Here is a 22,906-nt window from a genome sequence, read left to right on the forward strand (position 1 = left end):
CCTTTACAACTGAACACCGGAGAAGGACATGAAGCCCAGCGCCATCAGTCCGGTGGTGATAAAGGTAATGCCCAGACCGCGCAGCCCTGCCGGCACGTTGGCATACTTGAGTTTTTCGCGGATCCCCGCCATGGCGACGATCGCCAGCATCCAGCCGGTGCCGGAACCGATGCCGTACACCACCGATTCGGCGAAGTTGTAGTCGCGCTGCACCATGAAGGACACGCCGCCGAAGATGGCGCAGTTCACGGTGATGAGCGGCAGGAAGATGCCGAGCGCGTTATACAGCGACGGGAAGAAGCGATCGAGGATCATCTCCAAAATCTGCACCAGCGCCGCGATCACGCCGATGAAGGTGATGAAGTTGAGGAAGCTCAGATCGACGCCTTCCACCAGCGCACCGTCGCGCAGGATCAGGTTGTAGACCAGGTTGTTCACCGGCACCGAAATGCCGAGCACGATGGTCACAGCGATGCCCAGGCCAAAGGCGGTCGAGACCTTCTTCGAGACCGCCAGGAAGGTACACATCCCGAGGAAGAACGCCAGCGCCATGTTCTCGACGAACACCGCGCGCACAAACAGGCTGATATAGTGTTCCATCGGCCTTTACTCCTTTTCGATCTGCGCCGGCTTCAGGGTGCGCAGCACCCAGATCAGCAGGCCGATGATGAAGAACGCGCTCGGCGCCAGCAGGAACAGGCCGTTCGGCTGATACCAACCGCCGTTCTGCACCGTTTCCAGCACCGGCACGCCAAACAGCTTGCCGGAGCCGATCAGCTCGCGCAGGAAACCGACCAGCACCAGGATCACCCCGTAGCCCAGCCCGTTGCCGATGCCGTCCATAAAGCTCTCGATCGGCGGCGACTTCATGGCGTAGGCCTCGGCGCGCCCCATCACGATGCAGTTGGTGATGATAAGGCCAACGAACACCGACAGCTGCTTGGAGATCTCGAACGCATAGGCGCGCAGCAGCTGATCGACCACGATCACCAGCGAGGCGATGATCGCCATCTGCACGATGATGCGCACGCTGTTGGGAATATGGTGACGGATCAGCGAGATGAAGAAGCTGGAGAACGCGGTCACCAGCGTCACCGCAATGGTCATCACCACCGCCGTCTCCAGCTTGGTGGTCACCGCCAGCGCCGAACAGACGCCCAGCACCTGCAGGGCGATCGGGTTATTGTCGAACAGCGGCCCCAGCAGGACCCGCTTTATCTCTTTGGAATCAGCCATTTTTCAACGCCCCTTCACGAACTTTTTTCAGGAACGGGCCGAAGCCGTGCTCGCCCAACCAGAAATCAAACGTATGCTGCACGCCGTTGGAGGTCAGCGTGGCGCCGGACAGGCCATCCACCCCGTGTACGTCCCCCTGACGCGCGCCGCCTTTCACCACGCGGATCGCCGGCTGGCCGTTATCGTCGAACAGCTGCTTGCCGACCCACTGCTGGCGCCAGGACGGGTTCTCGACCTCACCGCCCAGCCCCGGGGTTTCCCCCTGGTCGTAGTAGGTGATGCCCTTGACCGTGTTGCCGTCGTTATCCAGCGCCACGAAGGCGTACATCATCGACCATAGGCCGGTGCCGTATACCGGCAGCACAATCTTGTTCACCTGGCCGCTTTCATCGCGCACTAGATAGATTTCCGCCTGGTTGCTGCGGCGCTTAATGCCGGCCGGATCGTCGCCCGCCGCCAGCGCCACGCTTTTGGCGTCGTCGCGCAGCGCGGCGCCCAGATCGAACGCCGCCGCCTTGCCGGCGACAAACTCGCCGCTGTTCAGATCCACCAGGCGCGGTTCGATGCGCTCGCTGTACAGGCGCTTGACCTGCTCGCTCTCCATTTTCGGCTGCAACAGGCCGGCTACGTCGAGAATATTGCGCTGCTTGTCGAGCAGCTTTTGCTCCTGCTGTTTGGACTTCAGGCCGACGGCGGAGCCCGCCACCACCACTGAACACACCAGACACAGCAGCAGCACTACCAGCAGCGTTTTACCGATGCCGTCATTTTTCGCTTCATTCGCCACGGGCTTTTCTCCGCTTGATGTTGGCCTGCACCACCAGGTAATCGAACAGCGGCGCGAACAGGTTGGCGAACAGGATCGCCAGCATCATGCCTTCCGGATAGGCGGGGTTGACTACTCTAATCAGCACGCACATCACGCCGATCAGAATGCCGTACCACCATTTCCCCTTATTGGTGAAGGAGGCGGAAACCGGGTCGGTCGCCATAAAGATCATGCCGAAGGCGAAGCCGCCCAGCACCAGATGCCAGTACCACGGCATGGCGAACATCGGGTTGGTGTCCGAACCGATGGCATTGAACAACAGGGCGGAAGCCACCATGCCGAGCATTACGCCGGCGACGATGCGCCAGGAGGCCACGCGGCCGAACAGGATAATCGCCCCGCCGATCAGGATCATCAGCGTGGACACCTCACCGATCGAGCCGGGAATATTGCCGAGGAAAGCGTCCATCCAGCTGATGGACTGGCCGGTGGCGACGTTGCTCAGGCTGTGCGCCCCGCCCGCGCTCCACTGCGCCAGCGGTGTCGCGCCGGAGAAACCGTCCGCGGAAGTCCACACCAGATCGCCGGAGATCTGCGCCGGATAGGCGAAGAACAGGAAGGCGCGGCCGGCCAACGCCGGGTTGAGGAAGTTGCGCCCGGTGCCGCCGAAGATCTCTTTGGCCACCACCACGCCGAAGGTGATGCCCAGCGCGGCCTGCCACAGCGGCAGGGTCGGCGGCACGATCAGCGCGAACAGGATGGACGTGACGAAGAAGCCTTCGTTGACCTCATGCTTGCGGATAATGGCGAACAGCACTTCCCAGAAGCCGCCGACGACGAACACCACGGCGTAGATCGGCAGGAAGTAACAGGCGCCCAGCACCATCTTGCTGACCCAGCCGGCGTCGGCCGCCAGCGAGGCGCCGAGCCACTGCGCCAGGCGATAATGCCAGTCGCCCGCCAGCACCTGTTGCAGCGCGTCGCCGCTGTACAGATGGTGCAGCGCCGGGATGGCCTGCTGGCCGACGTTGTACATGCCCCAGAACATCGCCGGGAACACCGCCAGCCACACCAGGATCATCATGCGTTTCAAATCGATGGCGTCGCGCACGTGCGAAGCGCCGCGCGTCACCGTGCCGGGGGTGTAAAACACCGTGGTGGTCGCTTCATACAACGGGTACCACTTTTCCAGTTTGCCGCCCGGCGTGAAGTGATGCTCTATCTTCTCGAAATAATTCTTCAGGCCCATCGGTTATCCTTCCTGCTCAATCTTGGTCAGCACCTCGCGCAGCACCGGCGCGTACTCATACTTGCCAGGGCAAACGAAGGTGCACAGCGCCAGATCTTCCTCGTCCAGCTCCAGACAACCCAGCGCCTGCGCGCTGTCGCTGTCGCCCGCCAGCAGATCGCGCAGCAGCAGCGTCGGCAAAATATCCAGCGGCATCACCCGCTCGTAGTTGCCGATCGGCACCATGGCGCGCTCGCCGCCGTTGGTGGTGGTTGAGAAGGCGAACAGTTTGTTCTTCAGGAAGTGGCCCAGCGTGGTGCGGGTAATGGAGAACTTGTTCGGCGAGGGCACGATCCAACCGAACAGCTCTTTGTCGCGCCCTTCTTCCAGCACCGACACCTGCGAGTGGAAGCGGCCGAGCCAGGCGTTCGGCCCGGCGGCGTGCATGCCGTTCAGCACCGAACCGGAGATCACCCGATTCTCGCCGCCTTTCAGGCGGCCGGCGGTCAGCTCATCGAGGCTGGCCCCCAGGCGGGTGCGCAGCAGCGCCGGCTGCGCCACCTGCGGCCCGGCCAGCGCCACCACACGGCGGGTATCGAGCTTGCCGGTGGTGAACAGGGTGCCGATGGCGATCGCGTCCTGGTAGCCGATGTGCCAAACGGTTTTCTTCAGGCTGACCGGTTCGAGGAAGTGAATGTGGGTGCCCGCCAGCCCGGCGGGATGCGGGCCGGCAAATTCACTGTAGGCGATCTGCGGGCCGCTCTGCTGGCCAACCGAAGCGCCGGCGGCATGGCACACGTGCACCTTGCCCGCCGTCAGGCGCGCCAACACCACCAGCCCGGCGTTGAACGCCGCCTGCTGCTCGGCGATGATCACCTGCGGATCGGCGGCCAACGGCTGGGTGTCCATGGCGGTGACGAAAATGGCGCGCGGTTCGCTGCCGGGAGCCGGCGTCTTGCTGAACGGGCGGGTGCGCAGCGCGGTCCACAGGCCGCTGGCGATCAGTTCGCTCTCGACCTGCTCGCGCGGCAGCTGGGCCAGTTCACCCAGCGGGTAGTGCGCGAACTCGAGCTGATCGTCGCCGCCGTTTTCCAGCGCAATCACCACCGATTGCAATACGCGCCGCTCGCCGCGGTTAATCGCGGCGATGCGGCCGCTGGCGGGAGCCGTGAAGAAAACCCCGGGGTTTTTCTTGTCTTCGAACAACGCCTGGCCTTTCTTAACGGTATCGCCTTCCTGCACCAGCATGGAGGGGCGCATTCCGACATACTCTTCCCCAAGCAGGGCGACATGCTGAATGTTCGGGCCGTCTTGGATCGCCTGAACCGGAGCCCCGGCTATCGGCAGATCTAACCCTTTTCTGATCTTAATCATAGGATTTATACGATGTAGTTTGGTTTACACGTCTGACCGGCCCCAGAGGCGGGTGCGGACGATGCCAGGATTGCCGGGCAGTGCGCATGGCGGCACGCCCAACATGAACTTTCTCGCAGTGAATATATGGGGTAACGCGCATTCCCTTGATTCCCCCCTTTCCGTTGTTTGCGTGATAATCGATGTGTTAACGGCCTGTAGCCAAATAACCACCAAAACGGCCGGGTTATATGCCATGACCCCTGCCGCTTCAATCGCTACCGCGCGTTAAATTGAAGAGGGAATATTAACATTGTTCGCAACATTGTTCTGCGTTCCGTCGTGACTTGGGTCAAGCAAACGCAATTAAATTTCGCCTGTTTTTCACTACTTATCGTTAAAATCTGCCGGTCATTTCACTTTTATCGAGCTTTGTCGTTTTTTTATACATATCACGTATTGCTAAAAATAAACGCGCTGGTAATCTGGCGGTGTTTTGCAGCAGTAAAAACAATAATCAGTGGCATGCTGGCCAGGTTGATTGCGCCGGCAGATAAATATAAGCAGGAATTATAATGAGCAAAATCGCGCTGTTGTTTGCGATGCTTGTTTCTATGCCGATGATCACGGCCTGCAGCGCCAGCGAGCAGGTACCCGAAGCGCCGGTAGTTAAACAGCAATTATTGGGTTCGCCGGTCTATATTCAGATCTTCAAAGAGGAACGCAAGCTGGAATTGTATGCCAGAATGGGCAATGAATTCCGCCTGGTCAACACGTTCCCGATCTGTAATTTCTCCGGCGGGCTGGGTCCTAAACGTCGTGAAGGCGACTTTAAAAGTCCTGAAGGCTTTTATAGCGTTGACGCGCGCCATCTGAAACCCGACAGCAAGTATTATCGGGCGATCAATATCGGTTTCCCTAACGATTACGATAAGTCGCAGGGCTATTCCGGCGCTTATCTGATGATCCACGGCGAATGTAAATCGATCGGCTGTTACGCGATGACCAACACCTATATGGATGAAATCTATCGCTACGTCGAAGCCGCCTTCGCCTATGGCCAAAGCCGCGTCGACATCAGCATCTATCCGTTCCGCATGACCGAACAGAACCTGAAACGCCATGCGTCATCCAGCTATATCGCCTTCTGGCGCCAGCTGAAGCCGGGCTACGATTACTTCGCGAAGAACCGCCAACCGCCGACAATGGGCGTGGTCAATGGCCAGTACGTCTTGGGTCAACCGTTGATGAGCAGCGGCGGTATGATGACGCAGTACGCGTCAGCCAGCCCGACGCCCAACACCAACCCCTTCGCTCAGAACAAGCCGCTCACCGAAGTGAAATAACGCGAACTCGCCTGGCTCAATCTTGTGCCAGGTTTCGTTGGCGGTCAGCGGTTGGGTGGCGATCACCGTGACCACATCGTTCGGTGTGGTCTGCTGCTGAAAATCAATCTCCACGTCCTGATCAAGCAGCGTCGCCTTGCCGAACGGCGCGCGGCGCGTGATCCAATACAGGTTGGTGGAGCAATACGCCATCACGAAGCGCCCGTCCGACAACAGCATATTGAATACCCCTTTCTTGCGCAGCTGGCTCGCCAACAGGCCAATGTAGCGGAATACCGCCGGCCACTGGCTCGGGGTGCGCGGATATTTCAGCGCCAGCTGGTGCAGCAGCCAGCAGAACGCATATTCGCTGTCGGTCTGGCCGACCGGGCGGAACGTGCCGGTATCCAGCTGGCGATAGCCTTTCAATTGGCCGTTGTGCGCGTAGGTCCAGTTGCGGCCCCACAGTTCACGGGTGAACGGATGGGTGTTTTCCAGCGCCACTTCGCCGCGGTTGGCCTGGCGAATATGGGACACCACCGCGCAAGACTTGATCGGGTAGTCCTGCACCAGGCGGGCGATCGGCGAGTTGAAGCTCGGCTGCGGATCCTTGAATGTACGGCAGCCGTTCCCTTCATAGAAGGTAATGCCCCAGCCATCCTTATGCGGCCCGGTGCGGCCGCCGCGCTGTACCAGGCCGGTAAAGCTGAAGCAGATATCGGTCGGTACGTTTGCGCTCATCCCGAGCAGTTCACACATCGCCAGCACTCCTTAACCACACTGACACAGGCTGTGCGGGCACGGCATATATGCGGCGCCCGCAGTCTTATTCATGGGGAGCTGCAGCCCCCCGAAGGCTATTACGCCTTAACCATCTCTTTTTCGATCAGCTGAATCAAGATGTGAATCGCTTTAATGTGGATCTCCTGAATGCGATCGGCGTAGCCGAAGTGCGGCACGCGAATTTCCACATCGGCGGAACCCGCCATCTTGCCGCCGTCCTTGCCGGTCAGGGTGATCACTTTCATCCCCTTGGCGCGCGCCGCGTCGATGGCCTTGATGATGTTGCCGGAGTTGCCGGAGGTGGAAATGCCCAGCAGCACGTCGCCTTCGCGGCCCACCGCTTCCACATAGCGCGAGAACACATACTCATAGCCGAAGTCGTTGCTGACGCAGGACAGGTGGCTCACGTCCGAGATGGCAATCGCCGGGTAGCCCGGGCGGTTTTCGCGGTAGCGGCCGGTCAGCTCTTCGGCGAAGTGCATCGCGTCGCAATGGGAACCGCCGTTGCCGCAGGAAATCACTTTACCGCCGGCTTTGAAGGAATCCGCCAGCAGCACCGCCGCGCGTTGGATGGCGTCGATGTTGGCGTCGTCATTGATAAATTTCGCCAGGGTATCAGCCGCTTCGTTCAGTTCACTGCGAATAAGGTCGTGGTACATGAGGAACCTCTTGTTATCGTCAAATCTTCCGCTCCGCAGTGTACCGGATCGCGGAAACAGCGAGAAGCATTCTCAGCCAAACAGCGCGCCGGTTAAGGAAGCGGAGAGGTTTTTGATGATTGGTGCTGTCAGTTTGTGACCTGAGTTGTAATTAAACTGTAAACGCATTGATAAAAATTCTGCCTTGTACTAAAACCTATTACATACACACAACAGGTCAGACCTCTTACTACTTCGGAGCTTCTTATGATGGTTCTTAGTATTGTCGTTTTACTGGCGCTCCTCGGCGTGGTGTTCTACCACCGAGTGAACCTTACCCTCAGCAGCCTGATCCTGGTGGCGTACACCGCCGCCATGGGCGCGATCGGCCTGTGGAGCTTCTGGCTGTTGCTGCCGCTGGCGATCGTGCTGCTGCCGCTGAACCTTTCCTCTGTGCGTCGCTCTCTGCTCTCCGCGCCGGCGCTGCGCGCCTTCCGCAAGGTGATGCCGCCGATGTCCACCACCGAGAAGGAAGCGATCGACGCGGGCACCACCTGGTGGGAAGGCGATCTGTTCCGCGGTGCGCCGGACTGGAACAAGCTGCACAGCTACCCGAAACCGCGCCTGACGGAAGAAGAGCAGGCGTTTATCGACGGCCCGGTGGAAGAAGCCTGCCGCATGGCCAACGACTTCCAGATCACCCATGAACTGGCCGATCTGCCGCCTGAACTCTGGGCGTACCTGAAAGAACACCGCTTCTTCGCGATGATCATCAAGAAAGAGTACGGCGGCCTGGAATTCTCCCCTTACGCTCAGGCGATGGTGCTGCAAAAACTGGCCGGCGTTTCCGGCATCCTGGCGATCACCGTCGGCGTGCCAAACTCCCTCGGCCCGGGCGAACTGCTGCAGCACTACGGTACCGAAGAACAGAAAAACCACTACCTGCCGGGCCTGGCGCGCGGCGACGAGATCCCTTGCTTCGCGCTGACCAGCCCGGAAGCGGGTTCCGATGCCGGCGCGATCCCGGACGTGGGCACCGTGTGCATGGGCGAATGGCAAGGCAAGCAGGTGCTGGGCATGCGCCTGACCTGGAACAAGCGCTACATCACGCTGGCGCCGGTCGCCACCGTGCTGGGTTTGGCATTCAAACTGCATGACCCGAACCGCCTGCTGAGCGACAACGAATCCCCGGGCATCACCTGTGCGCTGATCCCGACCAGCACGCCGGGCGTGGAAATCGGCAACCGCCACTTCCCGCTGAACGTGCCGTTCCAGAACGGCCCGACCCGCGGCACCGACGTGTTCGTGCCGATCGATTACATCATCGGCGGCCCGAAAATGGCCGGCCAGGGCTGGCGCATGCTGGTTGAATGTCTGTCGGTCGGTCGCGGCATCACCCTGCCGTCCAACTCCACCGGCAGCCTGAAATCCATCGCCCTGGCGACCGGCGCCTACGCGCACATTCGCCGTCAGTTCAAGATCTCCATCGGCAAGATGGAAGGGATCGAAGAACCGTTGGCGCGCATCGCCGGCAATACCTATGTGATGGACGCCGCCGCTTCGCTGATCACCTATGCACTGGTGCAGGGCGAGAAACCGGCCGTGCTGTCGGCCATCGTCAAATACCACTGTACGCACCGCGGCCAGCAGTCGATCGTTGACGCCATGGACATCGCCGGCGGTAAAGGCATCATGCTGGGCGAATCCAACTTCCTGGCTCGCGCTTATCAGGGCGCACCGATCGCCATCACGGTGGAAGGCGCGAACATCCTGACCCGCACCATGATGATCTTCGGCCAGGGCGCGATCCGCTGCCATCCTTATGTGCTGGATGAAATGGCGGCGGCGCAGAACAACGATCTGAACGCCTTCGATAAATCGCTGTTCGGCCACCTGGGCCACGTCGGCAGCAACAAGGTACGCAGCTTCTGGCTGGGCCTGACCAACGGCCGCACCAGCGCCACGCCGACCAAGGACGCGACCCGTCGTTACTATCAGCAGTTGAACCGCCTGAGCGCCAACCTGGCGTTGCTGTCGGACGTTTCCATGGGCGTTCTGGGCGGCAGCCTGAAGCGCCGCGAGCGCATCTCCGCTCGCCTGGGGGATATCCTCAGCCAGATGTACCTGGCTTCCGCCGTGCTGAAACGCTTTGACGACGAAGGCCGTCAGAAAGAAGATCTGCCGCTGGTGCATTGGGGCGTACAAGACAGCCTGCATAAAGCCGAACAGGCGCTGGATGATCTGCTGCGCAACTTCCCGAACCGCTTTATCGCCGGCGCGCTGCGCTTCGTGGTCTTCCCGTTCGGCCGCGTGCATACCGCACCGTCCGATCGCCTGGATCATCAGCTGGCCAAGATCCTGCAGGTGCCTTCCGCCACCCGCAGCCGTCTGGGGCGCGGCCAGTACCTGACGCCGAGCGAGCATAACCCAATCGGCCTGCTGGAAGCGGCGCTGGCCGACGTGATGGCCGCCGAGCCGATTCACGAACGCCTGTGCAAGGCGGTCGGCAAAAACCTGCCGTTCACCCGTCTGGATCGTTTGGCGGAGCGCGCGCTGGAAGAAGGCAAGATCAGCGCCGACGAGGCGAAGATCCTGGTGAAAGCCGAAGAGAGCCGCCTGCGCTCCATCAACGTGGACGACTTCGCGCCGGACGCGCTGGCGGCCGCCAAGCCGGAGAAGCCGGCGGCGCAGTCTAAGCGCCAGCAGCAGACCGAAGCGGCTTAAGGTTCACTTCACGTATCCAAGGGGCGATCATCATCGCCCCTTTTTCTTTTGCTTTCATGACAAACTGCGCACCGCGCCGCAGGTTGGCGCAGCGGCGGATTTAACGGGAAGGAAGTTCGGGTAGACTGCGCAGCGGGTGCTCTGGATCTTTCTGTCCGGCGCCTTGGCAAAGGAGAGAAAGAGAAAGGCCCCGAGTCGATATTATCAACCCGAGGCCACTCTGATGCCCAGCAACATCAGGTTAGCCTCTTACCCGCCGCAAGGCAAGGATAGGGAGGTCAAAAATGCAGCAAAAACGGGTCGTGCTTAAGCTGGTGATCGTCTGTATGACGCTGATCGCGTTCATCTGGCTCACCCGCGGTTCGCTGTGCGAACTGCGCATCAGGTTGGGAGACTCGGAGGTTGCGGCCACTTTGGCTTACGAATCCGAACGGTAAGGCAACCCAACGGCGGGGTTCGCCCCGCCCGTTGGCTGATGATGTCAGGCAGGATCCACGAGCACCCGCCTTTTCAGCCGCTGACCGTCAGCTTGTCATAGCCGTGCAGGCGGTAATTCACCACCGACACCAGCCAGCAGAAAATGAACACGGCGATCACCCAATAACCCATCTCCCCCAGATGATCGTTGAGCCGCGCCACGGCGTCCCACAGAGGGCCGGACAGCTCCAGCTTGTCGGCGATAAGTCCGAGCGCTTCGATGCCGCCGATAAACACCGCGATGATCACCGACGCCGCCGTGATGGTCATGTTGTAGTACAGTTTGCGGATCGGTTTGGAGAACGCCCAGCCGTAAGCGCCAATCATCACGAAGTTGTCGATAGAGTCGATCAGCGCCATGCCGGCGGCAAACAGCGCCGGGAACAGCATGATGCTCCACAGGTTCATGCCGTGGCCGGCGCCGGCGGCCGAAATCCCCAGCAACCCGACCTCAGTGGCGGTGTCGAAGCCCAGGCCAAACAAGAAGCCCACCAGGTACATGTGCCAGCTCTGATTCACCAGCCTGAACAGCGGGCGGAAGCAGCGTGCCAGCGCACCGCCGCCGCTCATCAACAGATCCAGCGATTGATGCGCAGGCAGCTCGCCCGACTTCACCTGCCTGAAAGCGCGCCACACGGAGATCAGCACCAGCAGGTTGATAAAGGCCACCGTCAGCAGAAACAGCGCGGACACCAGCGTGCCGATCAAACCGCCGGTTTCGTGAAACCAGCCCATCTGTCGGCTGAACATCATCGCCGTGGCGGCAATGGCGGCCGAGGCCAGCACCACGATGGTCGAGTGGCCGAGCGAGAAGAAGGTGCCGACCGCCACCGGCGTTTTGCCATGTTGCATCAGCTTGCGGGTCACGTTGTCGATCGCGGCGATGTGATCGGCATCCACCGCATGGCGCAGACCAAAACTGTAGGCCAGCAAGGCGGTGCCCATCAGCGCCGCATTGTCTTTGAACACCGCCAGCGCCAGCAGCCAGACAACGACGTTGACCGCCACCAGCCCCAGCAGCAGGGATACCGCCCGCCGCCGGGCCGCGCCATGCAATCCTTCGGAAATTACCGCCATACCCACACTCCCGTTTTCTCGTTATGTTGAAATCAATGGATTAGCGCCGCGATCACCGCCGGATTGGCGCTCAAAAACAGCCAGGACGCGATCACGAACGGCATGGTCAACGACGGCATCCCCAGCGAATGCCAGCAAGGTATTGAAAGCCCCCTGCACCAGCACCGTGAAAATCACGCCGAGCAGCGTATAGATAAGCACCCGCCGGCCGGGCGGGTTGAAGACGGAACCCAGCGCCACCGCCGTCAGCACCGCGCTGAAAGCATATAGCCCGGCGAAGACCGCCTGCGGATCGGCGCCAATTGCCAGCGCGGTGATCACCGCCAGCAAGGCGCCGAAAAAACCCAGCGCCATCGCGCGCGGCGACGAAACCGCCAGCCCGAGCAACAGCAGCACGCCGCCGCTCACGCTGCTGCACAAAAAGACCTGGGAGACGCCGTGCAACGCGCCGCTCAACACCTCCGCCAGCTCGGGATGCGGGTTGAACATCGCGCCGTCGGCCGGGATGGCCGCCGGCGGCAACCGCACATGCCGCAGATGGCTGAACGGGTAGCTGGCCAGCAGCACCGTCCAGGTGGTCAGCACGAAAGGCGCGGTCAGCGCCGCGATCTTCCAGGTACGCAGCAGCCGATTGAGGCCGACGGTGACGATCACCGAGATCGCGCTGCTGAAGATCACGCCGATCCACAGCCAGACAGAGGGCAGCAAAAAGGTCGGCAGCGCGGCGCCGACCAGGCAGCCGTTGTAGCCATAGAGACCGGTGCGTAACGCTGCGCGATCGTCCACCAACCACGCCGCGCTGAGCGTCGCCGCCGCCGTGCCCAGCAGGCAGCCAAAGGCCACCTGCGGCAGCCCCTCTTCCCAGGCGCCCACGAAAATGGCGATGAAAAACAATAATCCGGTCAACGGGTTATTTTGAAACATCACCTGCGAACAGCCGCGCAGCACCGCATCCGTCACCGCCGCTATTCGGCTGCGGGCGCACAACGCCGCCCAACTCCACTTTGTCGTCATGACCGCTTCCCGCTGCAGACTAGCGCCAGATAAAAGGCTCGGGCAGCGTCACGCCCAGAATTTCCTCCCGGGCGACGCGCCAGAAAGCGCGAATCGCCGCCTTCACCTGGCGCGCCTCTTTGCCCAATGCCTTAAAGATCAGCCCGCACTCATTGGGCAACCGGCTGACGCCGCTGGCGATCCCCTCAGCCTCGTCATAGCGGGGCGCGATGCGATCGAGGATCCGCTGATGATGCTCGGGCGGCGTCAGCAGGATCACATTGCCGAACACATCGAACGGCCCCATCACGCCGACCCCGTTCAGCGGGTGTTTATGCGGTTCCAGCACATAGCGCTCGACAAACAGCGTGTTGCCCTCAGGGCAACAGGCGCTGATGCGCGAAGAGTAAACGTCGAATCTGAAACCGCGATCCGCCTGATGGTGTTTGCGCCCCGACATCAGGATCTCGCCATAGAGCAGCGTCGCCGTGGGGTGCAGCGTAATGCGGGTATCGGTAATGAAGCGCGAGCCGCAGTGAGGGATCACCGGATCGGGCATCATCTCCAGATAGCTGCCCTCTTCGAGCGTCAGCGTCTGCATCTGCGCCGCGTAGTTATTTTCCATGGCGTGGATCTTGGTCGCCGATTGAGTGGTGACATGCCCGCAGGCCCGGGGAGCAACCTGCACCTCGAGCGTCAGGCGATCGCCCTGCAAGATGCAGCCCGAGGTGGAGATGACGAATACGCACGGCATCTGCGGCAGCGCCTCGTCCCAATACAGCGCCCGCTGCACCAGAAACGGCACCCGCCGCTCCATTTGCCGCAGCACGCTGCGATGCCCGTTCAGCGCGAACCCCAGCCGCAGATAGCCGGTTTTGCCCACGCCGCCGCTGGCCATCTGCGGCGGCTCATCCTGATAGTCGGCCAACTCCGGCGCGTCGGCGCCGAGCTGCGCAACGCGCCTCGCCGCTTCGCTGACCGCCGTCATACCGCCGCCGACGGCGCGTGGGTGAACAGGAAATCACGCATGATCATGTCCACCAGTTCGTCGATGCCTTCGCCGGTTTTGCAGTTGGTGAGGATATAAGGCCGCTCGCCGCGCACCACGCGCGTATCGTGCTCCATCACCGCCAGGCTGGCGCCGACGTACGGCGCCAAATCGATTTTGTTGATCACCAGAATGTCGGCCTGCACCAGGCCCGGGCCGTTTTTGCGCGGGATCTTTTCCCCTTCGGCGACGTCGATAACGTAGATGTAGAAGTCCGCCAGCGCCGGGCTGAAGGTCAACGTCAGGTTATCGCCGCCGCTCTCGATCATCACCACGTCGCTGTCCGGGAAACGGGCCTCCATCTCCTCCACCGCGGCGATATTCATGCTCGGATCCTCGCGCACCGCGGTATGCGGGCAGGCGCCGGTTTCCACGCCCAGAATTTTCTCCTCGTCGAGGATCCCCTTGAGCGTGCGCTTGACCTGTTTGGCGTCTTCGGTAGTGACGATGTCGTTGGTGATGATTAACGGGCTGATGCCCCGTTCGATCAGGCGCGGCGTAATGACTTCGATAATCGCGGTCTTGCCCGAGCCTACCGGGCCGCCGATGCCAATGCGGGTAATTTTCTTCACTCTGCTCGTTCCTTTGTCATTAGTTGCTGAACAGTCGGGTAAATGCGCCGACATGCAGCGCGGCCAGGACGTCGGTCACCGGTGCGTAAGAGGCCATTTGTTCAACGCCGCCGCGTTCGGCTTCGTCACAAAAAACGTCGATGTCCCGGTTGAGTTGAAACAGGATGCGTTGGGTGTCGATATGGGTGACGCGCATCAGGCGCATGGCGGCGCTGAGAATGGTCATCGCCACGCCGTACTGGTGCATCACCGCCACCTCGCGCGGCCCCGCGCCCAGCGCCGTCATCACTACCGCCTGCGTCACCGGATAGGTGCCGGCGGCGCGGCCGGTTTTGATCTGCTCAAGCCACCAGACCACCTGGGGCTCATCACAAATGGCCGCTGTCATTTCCGCCAGCTTCTTTCCCATCCTCACCACCATGCTGCGGCCTTCTTCATTCAGCTTGCGGTTGAACAGCGCCCAGTCGTGCCCGATAACCGCCTCGCGATCGCCCCCCTGCAGCGCCCGGCAGGCCGCCGCGACCGCCCGGCCGTCGCCGCCCGCCGCCTGTTGCAAAGCGGTGCGGGTGAACGATTTCAGCGTGTCGACATCGCGCACGATGCCGGCCTGGATCGCCGACTCGACGCCATTGGAAAAGGCAAACGCCCCCACCGGCAGCACCGAATCGGCAAATTGCAGGATGCGAATCAGCTGAACGGCGTTCATTTCAGCGTGATCACATGCTGGCCGAGAAACGGGCTATCGACATGCACATGGGTGGCGGAATCCTCCGCGCCGCCGAACAGCAGGCGCGCTTCCGGCTGGGTCAGATGCGGCAAAATGCTTTCACCCTTCACGAACGAATAAGGCAGCGCATGAAAGCCGTGGGTTTTCATCACCGAATCCATCACCTTGGTCGCCACCGTGAGCGGAATAAAGATGCGATCGCCCTTGATGACTGACTTCCAGTGCTGATTGCCCAGCGCATGCCCCAATTCGAACGCGGTCTTCAGCACCGTCGCCATATCGGTCGCCAACAGCGACTGCAGGTGGATCACCATCACGTCGCGCAGGTTCATCTGCACCACCACCGCGCTGCGGTTCGCTTCGTCCCAAAGCAGCACATCGCCGTCGGCCAGCACCTGGTGACGATCGAGGGAAATGCCGAGATCCTGACCATCGCGGGTGGTTTTGCGGCAGCGGCTTTTCTGCGCCTCCCACTGCGAAAGCGCCAGCACGTCCAGCGAGGCGTGTTGCAAGCGCTCACGCCAGTCGGCATCCCGTTTGATATTGCCGAGTATCTTTTCAATCACGATCATGAGCGGCGGTTCCTAGCTGAAGAAGTAGCGTTGATTAAGCACGGCGGTGGCGATCGGTTTCACCGTGGCGTGTTCGCCGTTGACCTTGACGGCGAAGGTTTCGGGGTCCACCTCGATGTGCGGCGTTTCCGCATTGCGCACCATGTCCTGCTTGGAGATCGCGCGGCAGTTATGCACTGCCATCACCTGCCGCTCCAGCCCCAGTTTTTCTTTGATGCCGTCGTGCAACGCCGCGCCGGAGACGAAGGTGACGCAGGTTTCCTGCAGCGATTTGCCCATGGCGCCGAACATCGGTCGGTAGAACGTGGGCTGCGGCGTTGGCAACGACGCGTTGGGATCGCCCATCACCGCCCAGTTAATCATCCCGCCCTTGATCACCAGCTTCGGCTTGGCGCCGAAGAAGCGCGGCTCCCACAACACCAGATCGGCCATCTTGCCGACCTCGACCGAACCCAGCACGTGGCTGATGCCCTGCGCGATCGCCGGGTTGATGGTGATCTTCGCCACGTAGCGCAGCACGCGGAAGTTATCGTGTTCCGCCGCATCTTCCGGCAGCTTGCCGCGCGCGGCTTTCATCGCGTGCGCCGTCTGCATCACCCGCAGCCAGTTTTCGCCAACCCGCCCCATCGCCTGGGAGTCGCTGGAAAACATCGACAGCACGCCCATGTCGTGCAGCACGTTTTCCGCGGCGATGGTTTCCGGCCGCACCCGGCTTTCAGAAAACGCCACGTCGGCCGGCACATTGGGGTTGAGGTTGTGGCACACCATGATCATGTCGAACAGTTCGGCCTGACTGTTGATGCCGAACGGCAGCGTGGGGTTGGTGGAGCTCGGCAAGACGTTCATCTGCGCGGCAACCTTGATGATATCCGGCGAGTGCCCGCCGCCGGCGCCTTCGGTGTGGAAGGTGTGGATAGTGCGCCCTTCGAAGGCGTCGATGGTGTCCTCGACGTAGCCGCCCTCGTTCAGGCTGTCGGTATGCACCGCCACCTGAATATCCATGTCGTCGGCCACCCGCAGCGCGTGGCGCAGCGCGGAGTTGGTGGCGCCCCAGTCCTCATGCACCTTCAGCCCGGCCACGCCGGCGGCGATCTGTTCGACCAGCGGCGCAGCGTGCGAAGCGTGCCCCTTGCCGAGCATTCCCACGTTGACCGGCATGTTCTCGAAGGCGCGCAGCATGCGGTGGATATGCCAGGGCCCGGCGGTCACCGTGGTGCCGTTGGAACCGTCGGTCGGCCCGACGCCGCCGCCGAAGAAGGTCGTCACGCCGTTGGAGAGCGCATGTGCGGCCTGCTGCGGCGAAATGAAATGAATGTGCGTATCGATGCCGGCGGCGGTCAGGATCAGGTGTTCGCCCGAGATGGCGTCGGTGCTGACCCCCACCACCATGCCGGGCGTGACGCCGTTCATCATCGCCGGGTTACCGCTTTTGCCAATGCCGGCGATCAGGCCGTTTTTAATGCCGACGTCCGCCTTGATCACCCCTTGCCGGGCGTCCAGAATGGTCACATTGGTAATGACCAGATCTAACACATTATCGCTGGTTAATCGGTTATCGGCGCCCATGCCGTCGCGCAGCGACTTACCGCCGCCGTAGACCGATTCCTCACCGTAACCGCGCAGATCTTTTTCTATTTCAATAAACAGTTGCGTATCGCCCAAGCGAATTTTATCGCCGGTGGTCGGGCCGAACAGCCCGGCATATTCCTGCCTGGAGATCGTTGGCATGCTTTATTCCTCGTCCGTCTTGATGGGCGCCTGGTCGCGGTTTTTATAACCCAGCTCAATAGCTCGCTTTACATCTATAGTTTTCTTTACTCTTTCACCAGCGGCCACCGGGCTGTCGCCCGCCCAACCGTCCACCAGATTATTAAAACCATAAACCGTTTGCTTGCCGCCGATGGCAATAAGCGGCACCTCGATTTCATCGCCGGGTTCAAAACGGATCGCCGTCGTGGCGGTGATATTTAACCGTTTGCCAAAGGCGGCGGCGCGATCGAACTGCAGCGCTTTGTTGGCTTCGAAGAAATGAAAGTGTGAGCCGACCTGAATAGGCCTGTCGCCGGTATTGCGCACCGTTAAAATAACCGTCTCGCGATCTTCATTGAAGGTGATGGGACTTTCGGACAGGATATAGCCGCCTGGCGGCACGTGCTTTTCTTTGTCATGCTTTTTCATCGGAATACCTGTGCTGATAAGATTCGTCCATGGGATTCAGGAAGGCCATCGGCGCTTATTGAATAGGATCGTGCACCGTCACCAGGCGGCTGCCGTCGCTGAATATCGCCTCGACCTGCACATGCGGGATCAAGTCCGCCACGCCGTCCATGACGTCATCGCGGCTCAAAACCTGCCGCGTGTCGTTCATGACTTCTTCCAGCGTTTTTCCCTCGCGGGCGCCCTCCAGCGCCGCGGTGGTAATAATGGCCACCGCCTCGGGATAATTAAGCTTTATCCCTCTGGATTTTCGTTTTAATGCGACGTCAGCCAGGGTATAGACCATCAGCTTTTCGATTTCTCTTGGCGTTAATTGCATGGAGCACTCCGATCTCGATAGAAATAATCAGACAAAGTGAGGCCAAAGGTTACTTATAGTTAATAACCTTGCGTTATTTATTTACGATTGTCCGACACTCGAATAATCTAGGAGGTAATGTTGAGATAATCAACCCGCTGCTTTATTCAAACCCAAGCATGAGCTATCCCATTTCCTAAAAAAGTAACGGCGACGTGATAGTTTTTATCGATAAAAAGTCTTTTTTCATCTTCCCACTCCCACAATAAAACGATCAAAAAAAGAACGGATGGCGTTTTTTATTTTAATTACCGTCATGAAAGCCAGATAAATAAGCACTATCCTTATGGGTGACGTTAATATTAAAGACATGTAACCAACGGTCATAAAATATAATTAAATTTACAAATAAGACGCGAGTGAAAATACCTTTTTAGTTAAAAACAATTTATCTATTCTGTTACTGATGCCAATAAGTTATTAAAAAAAACCCGGCCGCAGCCGGGTTTGCCTCATTACTGTCGGGCTCTTCAGCCTTGCTGACGAATGCGCGCCAACAGCGCGTCGATATGCTCGATCTGCGGCGCATTGACGATCAGCGCGCGCCCCAAGCCCAGCGCATGACGCTGACAGCCGAGGCGCATGTCGGCGTCGGCGATGCTGTCCAGATCGGCGACGTGCGCCAGGCCGATAGTGCGCCGAATCAGCTCGGTACCGCAGTACCCTACCGCATCAGTCCAGACCTGCTGCAGGAACTGCTCGGCGTAACCCGGCGTCGCCAGCGCCGCATCGCGGCTTTGCTGATGGCACAGCGCCAGGAAACGATCGGCAAAGATCAGCCACAGCTCGCGCACATCCTGCAGACGCTGCTCGCGCCCGGCGGCGGCGTCGCGCGGCCCGAACAGCCCAGGCTGGCCGCAATAGTTGAGCAGCAGGTTGCCTAACGCAGTGCCGACATCAAAACCGATCGGGCCGTAGAAACCAAATTCAGCGTCGATCGCTTTCAATCGCCCTTCCGCCACGAAAATTGAACCGCTGTGGATATCCCCGTGCAACAACGCCTCCGCCTTGCTGAGGAAGCGGTGTTTCAGGCCGGCGACCGCCAGCTTCAGCGGCGCATCCTCGCGCAGCGCCTGCACCTGCGGCAACAGCACCGCCTCGAACTGATTGCGCTCATGGTCGATATAGGGATCGGTAAAGAACAGATCTTCGGTGATCTGGCACAGCTCGGGGTTGGTGAAGCGGCTGACTTCCGCTTTTTTCTGCTGCGCCGGCTGATAAAAATCGGAGGTGTGGAACAGCGTCTGCGCCAGGTATTCCGCCAGCTGACCGGCCGCCAGCGGATGATAGTTCCCCTGCACCAGTTCGCTGCGCCAGATGCGATGATCGGAGAGATCTTCTTGCACCATCACCGCCAACTCGGGATCGTGGTGCAGGACTTTTACCGTATGTCGCGGACAGAAACCGCCGTGGATCAACAGCGTTTCCGCTTCGATGCGCGCCCGATCCAGCGTCAGCGGCCAGGATTCGCCCACGCAGCGCACGTACGGCAACGCCTGTTTGACGATCACCCGGCTCACGCCTTCGCGATCGCGGATCTTGAACACCAGGTTCAGGTTGCCGTCGCCGATCTCGTCGGCGCTGACCAGCGCCTGCGGTTCGGCCACCTGCCCGTATTGGCGGGCGTATTCAACGGCATCGGCAGCCGTAAACGTACGATAAAGCGACATTCCCCAACCCCTCTGTTCTCTCTCGCTGCCCCCAGCGATTCTGTTTATTTAGACGTAAAAGCATTTGGACGTCTATACATCTGGAAGTCATGTTGGCAGAATAGCGTTTCAGATGCAATAACCTCGCAACAAGGAATTAACCGCCGATGCAAGCGCTTAACACCACCAGTTTGACCCTGCGGGACAACCGCCTTTGGATCCTCGATCAGCAAGCCCTGCCGCAGGAAAAGCGGTGGCGCGCTTGCGACAGCGTGGAGGAGTTGGTCGGGCACATTCACAGCCTGCGGGTGCGCGGCGCACCGCTGATCGGGCTGTCCGCCAGCCTGTTGTTGGCGCTGCTGGCGGAACGCGGTCTGCCGCGCGCCGAGCTGGAGCAGGCGCTGCACACGCTGCGCGCCGCCCGCCCGACGGCGGTCAACCTGATGAACAATCTGGATCGCATGAAGCTGGCGCTGGCGGAGCCTGACTGGGCGCCGGCGATGGTGAACGAAGCGCTGCGGTTGGTGGAGGAAGATCGCCTGCTGTGCGATCGCATCGCCGATCGCGGCGCTGGGCTGGTCAAGCCCGGCAGCCGCCTGCTGACCCACTGCAATACCGGCGGGTTGGCCACCGCCGGCGTCGGCACCGCCATCGGCGTGCTGCTGCGCGCCCACCAGCAGGGCAAGGTGCAACAGGTATGGGTCGATGAAACCCGGCCGCTGCTGCAGGGCGGCCGTCTGACCGCCTGGGAACTGGGCGAGCTGGGCATTCCCTATCGCCTGATCTGCGATTCGATGGCCGCCAGCCTGATGGCGCAGGGCCAGGTCGATGCGGTGTGGGTCGGCGCGGATCGCATCGCCGCCAACGGCGACGTCGCCAACAAGATTGGCACTTACAGCCTGGCGGTGCTGGCGCACTACCATGACATTCCATTCTACGTGGCTGCCCCGCATACCACCCACGATCCGCACTGTCCGGACGGCGCCGCCATCCCGATCGAGCAGCGCGCGGCGGCCGAAGTCACCGGCGTTTCAGGCAGCTTCGGCGCCTGCCAGTGGGCGCCGGCCGATGCGCCGGTCTGCAATCCGGCGTTTGACGTCACGCCGGCAAAACTCATCAGCGGGTGGGTGTTCGACAGCGGCGTGATCACGCCGCAACAGGTTGAAGCGGGGATTTTCCGGCGGACGCTGGGTTAACGCCCGCCGGTTAACGATCAGTCCAGACGCGGATAGGCATCGGCGATCTTGTCGCCGGTGAAATGCGCCACCCAGCCTTCCGGGTTGTCGAACACCCGGATCGCGGTAAAGTGCGGCGCCGAGCCCATATCGAACCAGTGACGGGTGTTGGCCGGCACTGAGATCAGATCGTTCTTTTCGCACAGGATCTGGAAGATCTTGCCGTCCAGATGCAGGCAAAACAGCCCCGCCCCTTCAACGAAAAAGCGCACTTCATCTTCGCCGTGCGTATGTTCGGACAGGAATTTTTCACGCAGCGCGTGGCGCTGTTCGTGGTCCGGTCGCATGCTGATCACGTCCCAGCTCTGGTAGCCCTTTTCCGCCACCAGCCGGTCGATCTCATGCTGGTAGGCGGCGATCACTGCCTCCGGCTGCGGATTGTCGCCCAGCTCGCGATCCGCCTGCCAACGCTCAAAGCGCACGCCGATCTGCGCCAGCTGGCGCTGGATTTCCTGCGCGTCGCGGCTCTGCCACAGCGGCTGCTGCGGCGCTGTATCACTGAAAATGGTCAATCCACTCATGAGACAAACTCCCCTAAATCGATGTGATCAAAACGGCTGACCTGCGGATGCCGGCTCTGTGCGTCCGCCTCATCGCGGATCAGCTGGCAGGTATGCCAGCCGGCGGCCTGCGCCGCGTCCAGCTCCTGGTGGATATCGGACAGGAACAGCAGTTCGTCGGGCGCGATGCCGATAGCCTGCGCAATGTTGCGGTACGACGCGGTTTCACGCTTGGCGCCGACGTGCGTGTCGAAATAGCCGCTAAACAGCGGCTGCAGATCGCCGGCGTCGCTGTGGCCGAACAGCAGCTTCTGCGCCTCCACCGAACCGGAGGAATAGACGTAAAGCTTCAGCCCCTGACGCTGCCAGGCGGCTAGCTGCCCGGCGACCTCCGGGTACAGATGCCCGCGGAAATCCCCTTCGCGATAGCCGCTACGCCAGATGATGCCCTGCAGCGCCTTGAGCGCGGTGGATTTGCGGTCTTCATCCATAAAGCGGTACAGCGCGGCGATCAGCGCGTCGAGATCCGCCTGTGGCTGGTCAATTTCAGCGCGCAGCGCCGCCAGCGGCGCGGCGACTTCGCTCTCCGTGGCGTGACGGCGAACAAAATCCGCCAGCCGTTCACGGGCATAGGGAAACAGCACCTGATGCACGAAGCGAATATCGCTGGTGGTGCCTTCAATATCGGTCACGATAGCGCGGATCATTTCGCCTCCAGCAAGCGACGTTGCAGTTCACACTGGAACAGGAATTCCAGCCCTTCGAGATGGCGGCGGGCTTCCGCCACCTGGCTTCCCCAGCAATAGAGACCGTGGCCGCGCACCAGAAAACCGTACTGCAGCGGCGTGACCTCGGCATAGGCCGCGACGCGCGCCGCCAGCCGGGGGATGTCCTGATCGTTATCGAAAATGGGGATCGCCACGCTGTCCAGGTGGCTGCGCTGGCCAGCGAGCGACTTTTGCATTTCGTACCCCTGCAGCACCAACGCATCGCCGCGTTCCACCCGCGACAACACGGTGGCGTTGACGGAATGGGTATGCAGCACCGCGCCAAGGTGCGGGTACAAGCGATAGAGCAGCGTATGCAGCCCGGTTTCCGCCGATGGCGTACGGCCGCTCGGCACATGATTGTCAGCAATATCCACCTGCAGAAAATCGGCGGCGCTCAGGCTGCCTTTGTCTTTGCCGGATTCGGTGACCAGGCACTGGCGTTCGTCGAGGCGCAGCGACATGTTGCCGCCGGTCGCCGGACACCAGCCTTTGCCACCAATCCAGTGGCAGGCCGCCAGTAATGCGGTAAGTTGCGGATTCTCCGTCATTGTTATCGTTTCCCGTTCGGTATAGCGGTCAGCAGGTGAGGCTTAGCCGGCTGCGCGACAGGCTAAGCACTTTTTCGCATTTAGCCATCTAAGCGTCTTGATTGCCA

23 protein-coding genes and 1 pseudogene are annotated in these 22,906 nt (G+C 60.8%); 4 read left to right on the forward strand and 20 right to left on the reverse strand.

Translation table 11 applies throughout. The annotated features are described in order from the left end of the window. Window positions 1-3 precede the first annotated feature (3 nt). Genes nqrE through ACJ8IJ_RS23270 form a run of 5 tightly spaced genes read right to left on the reverse strand, consistent with a single transcriptional unit; the run spans window position 4 to window position 4,607 of the window. Entirely contained in the window at window positions 4-600 is a 597-nt protein-coding gene (nqrE, locus tag ACJ8IJ_RS23250) for an NADH:ubiquinone reductase (Na(+)-transporting) subunit E (RefSeq protein WP_015376732.1), read from the reverse strand. 6 nt (window positions 601-606) lie between these two features. Beyond that, complete coding sequence (locus tag ACJ8IJ_RS23255) at window positions 607-1,236, reverse strand: NADH:ubiquinone reductase (Na(+)-transporting) subunit D (RefSeq protein ID WP_004930232.1); 630 nt, start codon at window positions 1,234-1,236, stop codon at window positions 607-609. Next, window positions 1,229-2,023 (reverse strand): Na(+)-translocating NADH-quinone reductase subunit C, encoded by a 795-nt coding sequence (locus ACJ8IJ_RS23260; RefSeq protein ID WP_015376731.1) that lies wholly within the window; start codon window positions 2,021-2,023, stop codon window positions 1,229-1,231. The genes ACJ8IJ_RS23255 and ACJ8IJ_RS23260 overlap by 8 nt, the downstream gene beginning before the upstream one ends. Next, the gene (locus tag ACJ8IJ_RS23265) at window positions 2,013-3,254 is read right to left on the reverse strand and encodes an NADH:ubiquinone reductase (Na(+)-transporting) subunit B (protein WP_060432499.1); all 1,242 of its coding nucleotides are present in this window, start codon (window positions 3,252-3,254) and stop codon (window positions 2,013-2,015) included. Before ACJ8IJ_RS23265 ends, ACJ8IJ_RS23260 begins: the two co-directional genes overlap by 11 nt. Window positions 3,255-3,257: 3 nt before the next feature. Then, window positions 3,258-4,607 carry a Na(+)-translocating NADH-quinone reductase subunit A gene (locus ACJ8IJ_RS23270; protein ID WP_074053627.1) on the reverse strand — a complete coding sequence of 450 codons (1,350 nt, stop codon included), beginning with the start codon at window positions 4,605-4,607 and terminating at the stop codon, window positions 3,258-3,260. A gap of 554 nt (window positions 4,608-5,161) precedes the next feature. Between ACJ8IJ_RS23270 and dpaA the strand changes: the two genes are divergently transcribed. Next, window positions 5,162-5,932 (forward strand): peptidoglycan meso-diaminopimelic acid protein amidase, encoded by a 771-nt coding sequence (gene dpaA, locus ACJ8IJ_RS23275; protein ID WP_004930225.1) that lies wholly within the window; start codon window positions 5,162-5,164, stop codon window positions 5,930-5,932. Here the strand turns inward: dpaA and ACJ8IJ_RS23280 are convergent. Then, window positions 5,867-6,670: a class II glutamine amidotransferase gene (locus ACJ8IJ_RS23280; protein WP_004930222.1), complete on the reverse strand. Its 804-nt coding sequence runs from the start codon at window positions 6,668-6,670 to the stop codon at window positions 5,867-5,869. The two genes, dpaA and ACJ8IJ_RS23280, sit on opposite strands and share 66 nt — an antisense overlap. 101 nt (window positions 6,671-6,771) lie before the next feature. Then, complete coding sequence (gene lpcA / locus ACJ8IJ_RS23285) at window positions 6,772-7,353, reverse strand: D-sedoheptulose 7-phosphate isomerase (RefSeq protein ID WP_004930220.1); 582 nt, start codon at window positions 7,351-7,353, stop codon at window positions 6,772-6,774. A gap of 246 nt (window positions 7,354-7,599) precedes the next feature. On the opposite strand from lpcA, the gene fadE reads away from it, so the two are divergent. Together fadE and ACJ8IJ_RS23295 are read left to right on the forward strand one after the other, a co-directional pair. Next, window positions 7,600-10,056, forward strand: a complete 2,457-nt coding sequence (gene fadE / locus ACJ8IJ_RS23290) for an acyl-CoA dehydrogenase FadE (protein WP_044031891.1) — start codon at window positions 7,600-7,602, stop codon at window positions 10,054-10,056. Window positions 10,057-10,340: 284 nt separating this feature from the next. Further along, window positions 10,341-10,493: a Hok/Gef family protein gene (locus tag ACJ8IJ_RS23295; RefSeq protein WP_004930217.1), complete on the forward strand. Its 153-nt coding sequence runs from the start codon at window positions 10,341-10,343 to the stop codon at window positions 10,491-10,493. A 73-nt stretch (window positions 10,494-10,566) separates the two neighbouring features. Here the strand turns inward: ACJ8IJ_RS23295 and ACJ8IJ_RS23300 are convergent, their stop codons facing one another. The 10 genes and pseudogenes from ACJ8IJ_RS23300 to mtnK form a co-directional block, all read right to left on the reverse strand. Next, entirely contained in the window at window positions 10,567-11,610 is a 1,044-nt protein-coding gene (locus ACJ8IJ_RS23300) for a HoxN/HupN/NixA family nickel/cobalt transporter (protein ID WP_442518950.1), read from the reverse strand. A gap of 32 nt (window positions 11,611-11,642) precedes the next feature. Next, a pseudogene (gene yut / locus ACJ8IJ_RS23305) lies at window positions 11,643-12,624 on the reverse strand (urea transporter). Window positions 12,625-12,643: 19 nt separating this feature from the next. Next, complete coding sequence (locus ACJ8IJ_RS23310) at window positions 12,644-13,591, reverse strand: urease accessory protein UreD (protein ID WP_442518949.1); 948 nt, start codon at window positions 13,589-13,591, stop codon at window positions 12,644-12,646. Then, window positions 13,588-14,277, reverse strand: a complete 690-nt coding sequence (gene ureG, locus ACJ8IJ_RS23315) for an urease accessory protein UreG (protein ID WP_049189017.1) — start codon at window positions 14,275-14,277, stop codon at window positions 13,588-13,590. The genes ACJ8IJ_RS23310 and ureG overlap by 4 nt, the downstream gene beginning before the upstream one ends. Continuing rightward, entirely contained in the window at window positions 14,243-14,929 is a 687-nt protein-coding gene (locus tag ACJ8IJ_RS23320; RefSeq protein WP_042783734.1) for an urease accessory protein UreF, read from the reverse strand. Before ACJ8IJ_RS23320 ends, ureG begins: the two co-directional genes overlap by 35 nt. Further along, the gene (ureE, locus tag ACJ8IJ_RS23325) at window positions 14,926-15,522 is read right to left on the reverse strand and encodes a hypothetical protein (protein WP_049189018.1); all 597 of its coding nucleotides are present in this window, start codon (window positions 15,520-15,522) and stop codon (window positions 14,926-14,928) included. The genes ACJ8IJ_RS23320 and ureE overlap by 4 nt, the downstream gene beginning before the upstream one ends. Window positions 15,523-15,534: 12 nt before the next feature. Next, window positions 15,535-17,250 carry an urease subunit alpha gene (locus ACJ8IJ_RS23330; RefSeq protein WP_042783732.1) on the reverse strand — a complete coding sequence of 572 codons (1,716 nt, stop codon included), beginning with the start codon at window positions 17,248-17,250 and terminating at the stop codon, window positions 15,535-15,537. A 3-nt stretch (window positions 17,251-17,253) separates the two neighbouring features. Continuing rightward, window positions 17,254-17,700: an urease subunit beta gene (locus tag ACJ8IJ_RS23335; protein WP_197753974.1), complete on the reverse strand. Its 447-nt coding sequence runs from the start codon at window positions 17,698-17,700 to the stop codon at window positions 17,254-17,256. Window positions 17,701-17,755: 55 nt separating this feature from the next. Then, the gene (locus ACJ8IJ_RS23340; RefSeq protein WP_025160087.1) at window positions 17,756-18,058 is read right to left on the reverse strand and encodes an urease subunit gamma; all 303 of its coding nucleotides are present in this window, start codon (window positions 18,056-18,058) and stop codon (window positions 17,756-17,758) included. Between the two features lie 509 nt (window positions 18,059-18,567). After that, a complete protein-coding gene (gene mtnK / locus ACJ8IJ_RS23345) occupies window positions 18,568-19,767 on the reverse strand; it encodes an S-methyl-5-thioribose kinase (RefSeq protein ID WP_442518948.1) in 1,200 nt (399 codons plus the stop codon). 146 nt (window positions 19,768-19,913) lie between these two features. On the opposite strand from mtnK, the gene mtnA reads away from it, so the two are divergent. Next, window positions 19,914-20,942 (forward strand): S-methyl-5-thioribose-1-phosphate isomerase, encoded by a 1,029-nt coding sequence (gene mtnA / locus ACJ8IJ_RS23350; RefSeq protein ID WP_442518947.1) that lies wholly within the window; start codon window positions 19,914-19,916, stop codon window positions 20,940-20,942. A gap of 17 nt (window positions 20,943-20,959) precedes the next feature. Here the strand turns inward: mtnA and ACJ8IJ_RS23355 are convergent, their stop codons facing one another. The 3 genes from ACJ8IJ_RS23355 to ACJ8IJ_RS23365 are packed head-to-tail and all read right to left on the reverse strand — an operon-like array spanning window position 20,960 to window position 22,799. Continuing rightward, window positions 20,960-21,502, reverse strand: a complete 543-nt coding sequence (locus tag ACJ8IJ_RS23355) for a 1,2-dihydroxy-3-keto-5-methylthiopentene dioxygenase (protein WP_049189023.1) — start codon at window positions 21,500-21,502, stop codon at window positions 20,960-20,962. Continuing rightward, window positions 21,499-22,188: an acireductone synthase gene (gene mtnC / locus ACJ8IJ_RS23360; RefSeq protein WP_048326840.1), complete on the reverse strand. Its 690-nt coding sequence runs from the start codon at window positions 22,186-22,188 to the stop codon at window positions 21,499-21,501. Before mtnC ends, ACJ8IJ_RS23355 begins: the two co-directional genes overlap by 4 nt. Further along, a complete protein-coding gene (locus ACJ8IJ_RS23365) occupies window positions 22,185-22,799 on the reverse strand; it encodes a methylthioribulose 1-phosphate dehydratase (protein ID WP_004930206.1) in 615 nt (204 codons plus the stop codon). The genes mtnC and ACJ8IJ_RS23365 overlap by 4 nt, the downstream gene beginning before the upstream one ends. Window positions 22,800-22,906 lie beyond the last annotated feature (107 nt).

It is taken from the genome of Serratia sp. CY40230 (genome assembly GCF_052168835.1).
Classification (GTDB): domain Bacteria; phylum Pseudomonadota; class Gammaproteobacteria; order Enterobacterales; family Enterobacteriaceae; genus Serratia; species Serratia nematodiphila.